This window comes from Clostridium sp. Marseille-Q7071 (genome assembly GCF_965112025.1).
In genome coordinates this window covers 1,017,501-1,030,916 of the sequence record NZ_CBCOPR010000001.1, presented here as the reverse complement: position 1 = coordinate 1,030,916, position 13,416 = coordinate 1,017,501, and the positions used below count along the sequence as shown (strand labels likewise).

6 protein-coding genes, 2 tRNA genes, 3 rRNA genes and 1 pseudogene (1 of these 12 cut by a window edge) are annotated in these 13,416 nt (G+C 35.0%); all 12 read right to left on the bottom strand.

All coding sequences use genetic code 11. The annotated features are described in order from the left end of the window. Window position 1 precedes the first annotated feature (1 nt). Window positions 2-1,513, bottom strand: a 16S ribosomal RNA gene (locus ACWPW7_RS04825). 871 nt (window positions 1,514-2,384) lie between these two features. Continuing rightward, window positions 2,385-3,239, bottom strand: a complete 855-nt coding sequence (locus ACWPW7_RS04820; RefSeq protein WP_454052588.1) for a DUF4438 domain-containing protein — start codon at window positions 3,237-3,239, stop codon at window positions 2,385-2,387. 242 nt (window positions 3,240-3,481) lie between these two features. Then, the gene (locus ACWPW7_RS04815; protein WP_454052587.1) at window positions 3,482-4,621 is read right to left on the bottom strand and encodes a pyridoxal-phosphate-dependent aminotransferase family protein; all 1,140 of its coding nucleotides are present in this window, start codon (window positions 4,619-4,621) and stop codon (window positions 3,482-3,484) included. 161 nt (window positions 4,622-4,782) lie between these two features. Further along, window positions 4,783-5,325 carry a GNAT family N-acetyltransferase gene (locus ACWPW7_RS04810; protein WP_454052586.1) on the bottom strand — a complete coding sequence of 181 codons (543 nt, stop codon included), beginning with the start codon at window positions 5,323-5,325 and terminating at the stop codon, window positions 4,783-4,785. A gap of 6 nt (window positions 5,326-5,331) precedes the next feature. Further along, window positions 5,332-6,402 (bottom strand): serine hydrolase domain-containing protein, encoded by a 1,071-nt coding sequence (locus tag ACWPW7_RS04805; RefSeq protein ID WP_454052585.1) that lies wholly within the window; start codon window positions 6,400-6,402, stop codon window positions 5,332-5,334. A 178-nt stretch (window positions 6,403-6,580) separates the two neighbouring features. Then, entirely contained in the window at window positions 6,581-7,327 is a 747-nt protein-coding gene (gene surE, locus ACWPW7_RS04800) for a 5'/3'-nucleotidase SurE (RefSeq protein WP_454052584.1), read from the bottom strand. Between the two features lie 299 nt (window positions 7,328-7,626). Next, the gene (gene gap / locus ACWPW7_RS04795) at window positions 7,627-8,640 is read right to left on the bottom strand and encodes a type I glyceraldehyde-3-phosphate dehydrogenase (protein ID WP_291567614.1); all 1,014 of its coding nucleotides are present in this window, start codon (window positions 8,638-8,640) and stop codon (window positions 7,627-7,629) included. 548 nt (window positions 8,641-9,188) lie between these two features. Continuing rightward, window positions 9,189-10,525: pseudogene (locus ACWPW7_RS04790) on the bottom strand (IS3 family transposase). Between the two features lie 214 nt (window positions 10,526-10,739). Next, window positions 10,740-10,815: transfer RNA gene (locus ACWPW7_RS04785), tRNA-Ala, on the bottom strand. A 5-nt stretch (window positions 10,816-10,820) separates the two neighbouring features. Then, a tRNA-Ile gene (locus tag ACWPW7_RS04780) sits at window positions 10,821-10,897 on the bottom strand. Window positions 10,898-10,931: 34 nt separating this feature from the next. Continuing rightward, window positions 10,932-11,049: ribosomal RNA gene (gene rrf / locus ACWPW7_RS04775) — 5S ribosomal RNA — on the bottom strand. Window positions 11,050-11,352: 303 nt separating this feature from the next. After that, a 23S ribosomal RNA gene (locus ACWPW7_RS04770) occupies window positions 11,353-13,416 on the bottom strand (it continues 842 nt past the right edge of the window).

Genomic DNA, 13,416 nt, shown 5'->3' with positions numbered 1-13,416 from the left:
GAAAGGAGGTGATCCAGCCGCAGGTTCTCCTACGGCTACCTTGTTACGACTTCACCCCAATCACTAATCCCACCTTCGGCCGCTGGCTCCTTACGGTTACCTCACGGACTTCGGGTGTTACCAGCTCTCATGGTGTGACGGGCGGTGTGTACAAGGCCCGGGAACGTATTCACCGCGACATGCTGATTCGCGATTACTAGCAACTCCGGCTTCATGTAGGCGAGTTTCAGCCTACAATCCGAACTGGGATTGGTTTTTTAAGTTTAGCTCCACCTCGCGGTCTTGCATCTTGTTGTACCAACCATTGTAGCACGTGTGTAGCCCTAGACATAAGGGGCATGATGATTTGACGTCATCCCCACCTTCCTCCCGGTTAACCCGGGCAGTCTCACTAGAGTGCTCAACTTAATGGTAGCAACTAATGATAAGGGTTGCGCTCGTTGCGGGACTTAACCCAACATCTCACGACACGAGCTGACGACAACCATGCACCACCTGTCTCCCTGCCCCGAAGGGCTTCCCTCATTACAGGTAATTCAGGGGATGTCAAGTCTAGGTAAGGTTCTTCGCGTTGCTTCGAATTAAACCACATGCTCCGCTGCTTGTGCGGGCCCCCGTCAATTCCTTTGAGTTTTAATCTTGCGATCGTACTCCCCAGGCGGAATACTTATTGTGTTAACTGCGGCACAGAAGGGGTCGATACCTCCTACACCTAGTATTCATCGTTTACGGCGTGGACTACCAGGGTATCTAATCCTGTTTGCTCCCCACGCTTTCATGCCTCAGCGTCAGTTACAGTCCAGAAAGCCGCCTTCGCCACTGGTGTTCTTCCTAATCTCTACGCATTTCACCGCTACACTAGGAATTCCGCTTTCCTCTCCTGCACTCTAGACACCCAGTTTCAAATGCAGCACCCAAGTTGAGCTCGGGTATTTCACATCTGACTTAAATGTCCGCCTACGCATCCTTTACGCCCAGTAAATCCGGACAACGCTTGCCACCTACGTATTACCGCGGCTGCTGGCACGTAGTTAGCCGTGGCTTCCTCATATGGTACCGTCATTATCTTCCCATATGACAGAACTTTACAACCCTAAGGCCTTCTTCATTCACGCGGCGTTGCTGCGTCAGGGTTTCCCCCATTGCGCAATATTCCCCACTGCTGCCTCCCGTAGGAGTCTGGACCGTGTCTCAGTTCCAATGTGGCCGATCACCCTCTCAGGTCGGCTACGCATCGTCGCCTTGGTGAGCCTTTACCTCACCAACTAGCTAATGCGCCGCGGGTCCATCTCATAGCGGATTGCTCCTTTGGTATAAAAGTCATGCGACCTTCATACGTTATGCGGTATTAATCTCCCTTTCGGGAGGCTATTCCCCTCTATGAGGCAGGTTACCCACGTGTTACTCACCCGTCCGCCGCTAATCCACTCCCGAAGGAGCTTCATCGCTCGACTTGCATGTGTTAGGCACGCCGCCAGCGTTCGTCCTGAGCCAGGATCAAACTCTCAATTTAAAAGTTTGTATCTTGATTGCTCAAGTAAAGTTTGCTGACTATTAATAGTCATTTTAAGTTTCTTTCGAAACTCAATGAATTAACTGGTTTTACCTATTTCTCTGTTTAATTTTCAAAGACCAAGTTTTAATTTTTTTGGTCTGACCTCAGACCGCTTAATCATCTTATCATCTGCATTTAGTTTTGTCAACAACTTTTTTAAAAAGTTTTTAACTCAACTGTGTGCTTGATAACTTAAGCATCGTATGCACCTTAGCGCTGACGACTTATTCATAATAACATGTTATAATTCATCCAAATATAATTATTTGCATTTTGTATAAGAATTATCCTAAAAATTCTTAAATTATCTCAAAAAATCTTTAAATTCCTTATACTGATACACCTGGTAATGTTTTAGGTTAAAATAATAAGATTTTCTTTAAATTGAACATCATAGGATAGATTATTTTATTAAGTAAGCCTTAAAATTAAAAAAGTTTTATATTAAATTAAGTATCTTTAATATAAAAGCTTTTAATAATCTATCCATAGTTTTAGCTATATTTATAGTCCTCCACAAATAATCTAGCCTTCTCTCGACCTTCATTATTTGTCTACATTAGCAGTAGTTCCAATTATTAGCTTAATACTAAATTAAAGACGTGTTATATTAAAGTACATAATTTTAATATAACACGTCCTACTAATCTGTTCCCTGCTTTAATTTATCCTTAACTATAGGTCTATGTGTTATTCCCAGTCTAGATACATAAAAAACTAACAAATCATAAATATTAAACTATTTTCTATCTAGCAACTTAGTGTAATACAAAATAGTCTAATATACTAGCTTATTATTTTTTTAAAAATGTCTTAACTTAGACACCTTTTATTTCTTCATATAATTACCTATATTGGCATCTTTGTCAATTATACCTTCAATAATAGGCTTTTTACTAGTAATGATTGTTGTAATTCCTGGTCCATGCCCAGCTTTTACACAATCACTATGAATAACAACTCCAATACTTACAGCTCCTTTTAAAAATCCTCTTCCATAAGTATTATCACAATCCTCAAGTAAAACCAAATCTCCAAACTTTAATTTATCTAAGCCTAATCTTTTTATTTCTTCTGTATCAGCAGTCATTATATCATAATCTCCTGTATATGCACTTGATGAGCCAATTCCTGAACCCATAAGATATGGTGGAACTTTAGCAACAACAGGAACTTGTAGCTTACCATCTTTTTCTGTAATTCCTAGCTTTTCAAATAAATCTGGATCTATACTCATAAGTTGTACATCTTCAAATCCTTCTAATTTTAAACCTTGTCCATATGCTTTGATTAGTATTTTATCGTCTATAGCTAAATTTTCTAAATCCTCTTTTTCAAAACAAATCATAACATGTTCTATTCCACCATGCATGCCAGTTACATAACCTTTTGCACCTTTTCCATCTCCTGAAACAACCTTTGCTTCATTTCCTATACATGCAAATGTCATCAATGCTGCATTTTCTGTTGTATTCTCATTTCTAATTGACACACCAGGCTCAACATGATCACCTACCCATCCAAAGGCTAAATCTCCAATGCTCACGTTGTAAGAGATCCCTCCTGTAGCTGGCAGTATCATAGGTACTCCCTCATGAGTTATTCTATAATTTCCACCTAGTGGATGATGTATTTTACCTTGAACTGACCATTTAACAATCTTTTCTTTATTTGTTCTTAACATATAATTTCCCCCTCATATTTAAGCGCTTTATCATATAATTTCTTTATTCTATAAAATCGTTAATTTTATAATCTTTCTCTGAGAATAGAATTTTGTTGTTATAACATAGTAATTATTCTATCTCATCGTAATCTAATAAATTTGTTATATCTTTTCTACTATGATTTATTACATCTTCATGTTTTAAATAGTTAGAGTTATCAATAGCTTAAATACAAACTATATAAAACTCATATTTAATTCTATAAATATTTATTAAAGCATTGTACTAAAGACTTATCAGTATTATATCCTAAATCTCTAAGTGCCTTTTCTAAAATATTTAATACATATACTAATCTCTCTTCTCTAGCATTTTCACCCATATGAGCTATTCTAATAACTTTACCTTTTACAAATCCAAAAGAAGCCGACATTAATACATTATATTTATTAAACATATGAGATACCAATTCATCTGCATCTATTCCTTCTGGAAGCATTACTGCTGTTACTATATTGGCTTGTCCTTTTCTTATAAATAGCTCTAATCCAAATTCTTTAACTGATTTTCTAATAGCATTAGCATATTTTTTATGTCTTTCAATAACATTATCTATTCCCTCTTCTATTACATTATCCACTGCTACCCTAAGTCCCATAATGTCACTTATTGGCATTGTATAAGGAAACCACTTTTTCTCATAATAATCTTTCCATATTGTTAGATTACAATAGAATCCTATAATTGGAGCTTTTCTGTTTTCCATAGCCTTATAGGCATCTTCACTAATTGATAGTATTGTTAATCCTGGTGGCGCTGAAAATGCTTTTTGAGAACCACCTAATACAATATCCACTTTCCAATCATCTACTTTTAAAGTTTCTCCTACCATAGCAGCAACACTATCTACAACTGTAATTATTCCGTATTCCTTTAATAATGGACATATTTTACTTATATCATTTAAAAGTCCTGAAGGAGTATCACAATGAACTATAGTTGCATATTTAAAATTATTATCCTTCTCTAAAAACTTTCTTAAAGCTTCTATATCTATTTCTTCCTGTCTATCTACGCTATAATATACAGGTTCTCCACCGTATATTTTAACAAAATCGCCAAAACCTTCTCCAAAAACTCCATTATCTAATATAAGTACTCTATCATTTGTCTCTGTTAATGACGCACAAGCAGCCTCAAGTCCTAATATTCCTTCACCACTTAATATATACACATCATTGCTAGTACCTATTATTTCCCCTATTTTTTCACAGGTCTCTTTGTAAAAATCATAAAAATGTATATCTAAATCTGGATTAGTGGCTTCCATAGCTCTAGCTAAACGAACATTCTCTCTAACCTCTGTTGGACCGGGTGTAAATACATAAGGTTTATTCATATTAACACTCCTTTTCTGTATAACTCTTGCATTAGGTAATCATTATAGTATCTTCTAATATTATATTGCATTTAATTATGCTAAATAAAAATAAGATAATTATAATCACTAGTTTATAAAATTAGTCATACATACAATTAATATAGACTTTTTCTTTTTTGTTATTTCTTCATTTTAAGCCATTCATTCTTTTTTATACTCATCTCATATAAATTCCAATATTTATTTCCTACAACCCTAGCATTTTCAGTAATTTTTGTCTTTTTAAAACCTACTTTTTCATAACATCTTATCGCACCATGATTAAAATCAAATACCCCTAAAGTAATTTCTTCTAATAAAAAGGTATTAAAACCTATATTTAATATCTCATCTATTGCCGCTGTGCCAATACCTTTACCTCTTATAGATTCTTCACCTATAAGAAATCTTACTATTCTTCCTACTTTATTTGCATTATCTGTTTTAATTAATTGAATAGTTCCAATGATTTCATTACTTTCTGTATAGATAATTTTATATATAAATACTTGTGATTCCTCTTTATCAGATATGTTTTTAAAATTCTCAGCTATTTGATCCTTTGTTATAGGATGCTTATATGTTGGTCCTGCCCATTGCATTAAATACTCTGGGGATGTATTTTCATTCCATTTTATTATCTTATCAAAGTCCTCTTCTAATAAATATTCTAATTTCACCATAGCTCTCTACCTTTCATATAAACATTTCATTATAGTGTTGCCAAAATCTTTAACATCTCTTAAATAATCATATCCTTTGGGATTGCCTTTTTTATTGTACATTCTAACTGCTACTAATTCCTCACTAGGAATTACTAATACACATGCTCCTGTATTACCTAGAATTTGATATGATCCTTTAGGTGCTAATTCTCCTAATTCACTTTTTTTACACTCCCTAGTTTTTACCCACCATAAAAATCCGTTCTCTGGAAGTTCTCTATCTTCCAAATATGAACTTTGAAGAGAAGTAGTTAAATCAAATATTTCCTTAGGAAGTACTTCTACTTCATTGATGGTACCTTTTTTTAGATGAATATATCCCCAATAAGCTAATTCTCTAGATGAAACATATAAATTTTTGTCATACCCTCCCCCTGTAGAACTCTTTGTAACCCCGCTTACTGGTTCCTGTTCTGGATTGAAAATAATTAACACTTGGTCTTCTTTTATTTCTATCTCCCAGCCTGTTTCTGACAAATTAAAAGGATTAAAAACAGTTTCTTGTAATATTTGGGATACAGTTTTTTCTGTAGTAGTTTCTACTATATCTGTTAATAGTTTTATTCCCTCATTCACATATTCCCAATTTGTACCACAAGGAAAGTCTCTAATTAAGTTTCTATTTTCATCACTATTTAAACCATGGGTATGAGTTAATAAATGTCTAATAGTGGTTTTATCTATTACACCCTTATCTAAATTTGGTAAATAATCAATTACATAATCATCAATGCTATGTATATGTTTATTTAATAAGGCATAAGCAACTGCAAATCCTATATAGCTTTTTCTTACAGATGCAACATTAAATCTAGATTTGCAATCTATCTTTCTAGTAAATTCTTTGTGGGAGTGCTGACCAAAATACTTTTCTGTAACTATCTTATCTTTATGTATTATAAAGACTGATGAAGCAGAGGCTTTAATAAAATCTCCTGTATTTTTAACTTTATTTACTACCTCATCAAAAATATGATTTTCTTCTTTTTTTACATTATCTCTAATATCAATATTACTTTTAATGAAATTAATCATAATACGTCACCCTTTTAACATGATTTTTTATAAAACATTCTATATTTATAATTATAACCCTTCCATAACATAGTGTTAAATTATTTTTCTTTATTTTATTACATATCTCAATTTACTTATAAATAGAAAAAGAGCTGTTAAGCTCTTTAGATGAATAAAAAAATATACCTTAATATATTTAAAACATTTCTCTTACATCTTCTAATATATTAAAATTAGTTAAATCGTAGTGAAGAGGAGTTAGGGTTATATACCCTTTTTTAATATTATAAACATCTGTTTCCTCAGTATCATTATCTTCTAATATACCTTTTATTTCTAAACTCCTTGTACCATCCTCATTTAAATTCTCTATAAAAATGTTTTTATAATTTCTTTTTCCTATTCTACATACTTTTATTTCATTTTTAATATTTTTATCTATAGGTGGTATATTTATATTTAGTACTATATCATTTTTAAATTTACATTCTTTAGCTTTTGCTACTATATCTAATGCTATTTTAGCCGCTAAATCATAACTTTCATCTTTTCCATCACAAGAAAATGCAACTGAAGGTACTTTTAATATTGCTGCTTCAACAGCTGCAGATACAGTCCCAGAATAGATTACATCTGTTCCTAAATTATATCCTTCATTGACCCCTGAAATCACCAAATCTACTTCATTTTCAATTAATTTCATAAGTCCTACTCTTGTACAATCTGCTGGAGTACCACTTACACTGAAAGCCTTAGACTTTATTCCATCTAATTTTTCCTCTTTAATTATAAGTGGTGCTGTTATTGTAATAGAGTGACTACTAGCACTTCTTTGCATATTAGGTGCTACAATTATTACCTCATGATATTTCTCAAGTTCTCTAGCTAATGTTTGTATTCCTTTTGCAAATATTCCATCATCGTTTGTTAGTAATATTCTCATATATAAATCCTCCTAAACTCTATGTTCTACCTTATACTATGGTTATTTATCACATCATTATTTATCATATCATTAATTTTAACCTATATATTTTCTTTTTAACATTAAAATATAGAAGATAAAAATTCTAATAGAAAAATGTCCTAAAAAGCAATTGTTAGATTGCCTTTTAGGACACTACAAAATAATATATTGCATATATTATTTTACTAAGAGTAATTTATGAATTTGAATTGAAATAAAGTAATTAATATTTAATAATATAAAATTTTATTATTTATCTTCATAGTAACAATGTCTTAAATAGACTTTGCAACATAGTTCACTAAATCTACTGTTCTACAAGAATATCCCCATTCATTATCATACCAAGAAACAACTTTAACCATATTGTCTTCTATAATCATAGTAGATAATCCATCAATTATTGATGATCTTGGGTCTTGCTTATAATCCACTGATACTAATGGTTCCTCAGAATATCCTAATATTCCTTTCATACTACCTTCTGAAGCTTCTTTAAGTGCTGCATTTACTTCTTCTGCAGTAACTTTTGTTTTTAATTCACATACCAAATCTGTTAAGGATACATTAGGCGTAGGTATTCTTACTGCAAAACCATTTAGTTTTCCATTTAATTCTGGAAGAACTTTGGCAACTGCCTTAGCTGCTCCTGTAGTTGTTGGAATTATAGATTCTCCTGCTGCTCTTGCTCTTCTTAAATCTTTATGCGTTTTATCTAATATTCTTTGGTCATTTGTATAAGAATGTATTGTAGTCATTAATCCCTTAACTATTCCAAACTTATCATTTAATACTTTAGCAAATGGTGCTAAACAATTAGTTGTACAAGATGCATTTGAGATTATATGATGCTTTTCTGCATTATAATCATTTTCATTAACTCCCATAACAATGGTTGCATCTTCGTTTTTACCTGGTGCTGTTATTATAACCTTCTTAGCTCCTGCTTCTATATGCTTTATAGCACCTTCCCTACTGTTAAATATACCTGTAGATTCAATAACTATATCTACTCCAAGCTCTTTCCATGGTAATTTAGCTGGATCACATTCTCTAAGTATCTTAATTTCTTTTCCGTTAACTACTATTTTATCTTCGCCATCAACTTCAATAGTTCCATTGAATTTACCATAACAAGAATCATACTTAAATAAATGTGCTAGTGTCTCACTTTCCGCTTTAGCATTTATAGCAACTAATTCAACGCCATCCATTAGATTTTCTTGAGCAATTCTTAAAACAGCTCTTCCTATTCTTCCAAAACCATTCATAGCAACTTTTACAGTCATTATTTAGTCCCCCTATAAAATATAAACTTAAATTATATCATACTTTTTAAAAATCTATAATACTATTATATTTATTAATTCATTTATGTGTTATACTTTTTCACTTTTTTTTCAATATGTAATCATATGTGCTATACTATATATAGCACATTTAAGGATATATGTCAATATATTTGACTAAATATGATATTCTATTGCCTTAATTCAAAGTTTATATATTAGATGTTACTTTTAGTTGATCACGCAAATTTCAAAGATTTTTATATGTATTTGAATATTTTTATTAAAATATGAAGACAATTTATAAGATAGGTTAATCTGAGAGAGAAAGATTTAAAAATATGCTAATTTTGTTATAAAAACATGAGTAATCATTCCATTCAGAAAATCAAAGTCTTATAATAAATATATTAAATAGAATGAATTCCAAAATTATATATACGAGGATAAAAAATAAATAAGTAAAGCTTACAACTTATATGAAATATCAAGATAAAACTATAGAAATAACTAAAGTGTACTCTTTGTAAAGGACATTTAAAAAAAGACTATGCAGCATTAATAAGATGATTTCTGTATTGAACAGGAGTCATCTTTTTTAAGTTCCACTGATATCTATGATTGTTATAATGATCCATATAATTATCAATTTCATCTGTTAACTTTTCTAAAGTTTCTAAGTTTTTAAAATCAACCTCATCTTTAAAATGTCCAAAGAAAGACTCCTGCGGAGCATTGTCCCAACAATTGCCACGCCTTGACATTGACTATTTTAATTCGATTTCTTTTACTAGTTTCTGAAATTTAGGACTTGTATAATGGACCCCTTGATCCGAATGAATAAATGCTTCGCTGTGAAGTTTAACTGATTTATTTAAGCTAAGTTTTGTTATAGTATCTATCGCAATTTCAAGTGAAAGACTGTCGGAGACATTATATGCTAATATTTCGTTTGTTGAGGAATCTTTAATAGTTGATAAATATGCCCTCTTTCTATTTTTATAAGTTAAGTAAGTAATGTCTGTTAATAAAACTTTTCCTGGAGTATTTTGCTTAAATTTACGATTCAATAAATTTGGCATAACAGTATGTTCTTTTGTAGCCTTCATCATCCTTCTATAAGGATTAGCTTTTCTAATAGGGCAAAAAATACTGTACTTTTTCATTATCCTTCTAATACGTTTTAAGTTATATACAACACCAAATTCATTTTCCAATACCATTTTAATTTGTCTTGCACCTTTTTTACGCTTCTTGAAAGTAAATGCTTTTAAAATATAGTATTTAGCAAGCTCATCATTAGCATTTCTGTTAGCTCTAAGTTCTTCTGATTTATTTGAAAAATATTTATAATAACCAGATCTAGATACTCCTGATAGCTCGCACAAATGACTTATCATATTTTTAAGTTTATATTTCTTAATAGTGGATCTAATTAACAAAAACTTATCTTCTGATGCCAAATTTACTTCTTTTTTAACATCCTATTTTCTAACATATCTAACTTTTTTAGTAATTCATTTTCTGCTTGTAGTAATTTATTTTTAGCTTCAAGACATCTATATTTTTCTTCTAAAGATAATTCTTTTTCAGTTGGTCTTCCAGTATTATACTTTCTTGTATCTTGTAATACCATGACTCCGCCAGTTGCGTGTGCAGCACGCCATCTTTTTCCACATGATCTTACTCTTTCTATTCCTAAAATATCTACATTAAAACCACATTCTTCGAATATTTCTCTTGGGAATTTTCCAGCTTCATTTTTAGTTATAAAAATACTTTTAAACTCATCAGTATAGGTAATTGCCTTGTTGCTTACTTTTTTTACATATTTATTTTTAGATAATATATCAATTTCTTCATTATTAAATAACTTAATACTCATAAACTAACTCCTCACTTGCTTTTTTAAAAATTATACATGAAAAAACCCTATAGGGTAGACTTTTTTTAAATTATCTACTCTATAGGGTACATTTTAAACTTTTAAAAAAGGAGGAGTTTTTTTTATACTCATAGCTAAAAGCTTTTTAGAACCACAGGTATAACCTGTGGTATTCTTTTATACAAAAAAAAGCAATCCTTTTGGATTGCTTTTATGGTGGAGATAAAGAGATTCGAACTCTTGACCCCCTGCGTGCAAGGCAGGTGCTCTCCCAACTGAGCTATACCCCCAAATATGGTGGACCTTCAGGGACTCGAACCCCGGACCTACCGGTTATGAGCCGGTTGCTCTAACCAACTGAGCTAAAGATCCATATTGCTAAGCTAAGTAAAACTTAGTTAGCACTACCTGGCAACAACCTACCCTCCCACACAGTCTCCCGTGCAGTACTCTCGGCGTCCTAAGGCTTAACCTGCCTGTTCGGAATGGAAAGGGGTGTTACCCTTAGGACCATCATCACCAGATAAAAAATTCCTATAAACTTCGCATTATTTTGTCAGTTTCAGTCGCTGCGGCGTTCATTTACTTTAGTAAACTCCACTCCTCGCTTCTTCACTTCCTTATACTGCTCGTTTCTATTAATTTTTTGAAAATTTCATATAAGCTTCGTATTACTTCGTCAACTTCAGTCGCTCTGGTGCTCATTTACTTTAGTAAACTCTGCTCCTCGCTCCTTTGTTTCCTTGTATTACTCGTTTCTATCAAATTTTAAAATTCATATAAACTTCAAAGAAATTATTCTCTGAAAATTGCACAGTGAAATTAATTAGGTCAAGCCCTCGACTTATTAGTATGAGTCAGCTGAACATGTTGCCATGCTTACACCTCTCACCTATCAACCTGGTGTTCTTCCAGGAGTCTTACTAACTTATGTTATGGGAAATCTCATCTTAGGGGGGGCTTCACGCTTAGATGCTTTCAGCGTTTATCCCTTCCAGACATAGCTACCCAGCTGTGCCACTGGCGTGACAACTGGTGCACCAGAGGTCTGTCCATCCCGGTCCTCTCGTACTAAGGACAGCTCCCTTCAAATTTCCTACGCCCGCGACGGATAGGGACCGAACTGTCTCACGACGTTCTGAACCCAGCTCGCGTGCCGCTTTAATGGGCGAACAGCCCAACCCTTGGGACCTACTTCAGCCCCAGGATGCGACGAGCCGACATCGAGGTGCCAAACCTCCCCGTCGATGTGGACTCTTGGGGGAGATCAGCCTGTTATCCCCGAGGTAGCTTTTATCCGTTGAGCGATGGCCCTCCCACGAGGAACCACCGGATCACTAAGCCCGACTTTCGTCCCTGCTCCACTTGTCTGTGTCGCAGTCAGGCTCCCTTCTGCCTTTGCACTCTTCGAACGATTTCCGACCGTTCTGAGGGAACCTTTGGGCGCCTCCGTTACTTTTTTGGAGGCGACCGCCCCAGTCAAACTGCCCACCTAACAATGTCCCGTGACCTGATTCAAGGCCTCCGGTTAGAATTCCAGTACTATCAGGGTGGTATCCCAAGGATGACTCCACAAAGGCTGACGCCCTTGCTTCCAAGTCTCCCACCTATCCTGTACAGATAGTACCGAAACTCAATGCTAAATTGCAGTAAAGCTCTACGGGGTCTTTCCGTCCAATCGCGGGTAGCAAGCATCTTCACTTGCACTACAATTTCGCCGGATTTGCTGTTGAGACAGTGCCCAAATCATTACGCCATTCGTGCGGGTCGGAACTTACCCGACAAGGAATTTCGCTACCTTAGGACCGTTATAGTTACGGCCGCCGTTTACTGGGGCTTAAGTTCATGCCTTCGTTTGCACTAAGCAATCCCCTTAACCTTCCAGCACCGGGCAGGCGTCAGCCCCTATACATCAGCTTTCGCTTTAGCAGAGACCTGTGTTTTTGCTAAACAGTTGCTTGGGCCTATTCTCTGCGGCCTACTTGCGTAGGCACCCCTTCTCCCGAAGTTACGGGGTCAATTTGCCGAGTTCCTTAACAGCAATTCTTCCGATGGTCTTAGGATTCTCTCCTCACCTACCTGTGTCGGTTTGCGGTACGGGCACTAACTTCCTCCATAGAGGCTTTTCTTGGCAGCGTGGAATCAGATACTTCACCCTTAAAGGGCTTCCCCATCACGCCTCAGCTAATGTAGGTGGATTTGCCTATCCTACATACCTAAACGCTTAGACTAGCATCCAATAGCTAGCACATCTTATCCTCCTGCGTCACCCCATTTGTAATAACGTCTGCTAGTGGTACAGGAATATCAACCTGTTGTCCATCACCTACGCCTTTCGGCCTCGGCTTAGGTCCCGACTAACCCTGAGCGGACGAGCCTTCCTCAGGAAACCTTAGGTTTTCGACCGACAGGATTCTCACCTGTCTCTCGCTACTTATGCCAACATTCTCACTTCTGCATCGTCCACCGCTCCTTTCGGTACGACTTCAGCCAATGCAGAAAGCTCCTCTACCGCGTACACATAGTGTACACCCATAGCTTCGGTGGTAAGTTTTAGCCCCGGACATCTTCGGCGCAGGATCTCTTGACTAGTGAGCTATTACGCACTCTTTGAATGAGTGGCTGCTTCTAAGCCAACATCCTAGTTGTCTTAGAAATCCCACATCCTTTACCACTTAACTTACACTTTGGGACCTTAGCTGATGGTCTGGGCTGTTTCCCTTTTGACTACGGATCTTATCATTCGCAGTCTGACTGCCGAAATACAAGTATATGGCATTCGGAGTTTGATAAGGTTCGGTAAGCGATATGCCCCCTAGCCTATTCAGTGCTCTACCTCCATTACTTAATTAATCGACGCTAGCCCTAAAGCTATTTCGAGGAGAACCAGC

What these genes read in the sequence shown, in the direction of transcription:
- gap (WP_291567614.1), bottom strand. Translation starts at nt 8,640, where the DNA reads ATGACTGTAAAAGTTGCTATGAATGGTTTTGGAAGAATAGGAAGAGCT.
- surE (WP_454052584.1), bottom strand. Translation starts at nt 7,327, where the DNA reads ATGAGAATATTACTAACAAACGATGATGGAATATTTGCAAAAGGAATA.
- ACWPW7_RS04815 (WP_454052587.1), bottom strand. Translation starts at nt 4,621, where the DNA reads ATGAATAAACCTTATGTATTTACACCCGGTCCAACAGAGGTTAGAGAG.
- ACWPW7_RS04820 (WP_454052588.1), bottom strand. Translation starts at nt 3,239, where the DNA reads ATGTTAAGAACAAATAAAGAAAAGATTGTTAAATGGTCAGTTCAAGGT.
- ACWPW7_RS04810 (WP_454052586.1), bottom strand. Translation starts at nt 5,325, where the DNA reads ATGGTGAAATTAGAATATTTATTAGAAGAGGACTTTGATAAGATAATA.
- ACWPW7_RS04805 (WP_454052585.1), bottom strand. Translation starts at nt 6,402, where the DNA reads ATGATTAATTTCATTAAAAGTAATATTGATATTAGAGATAATGTAAAA.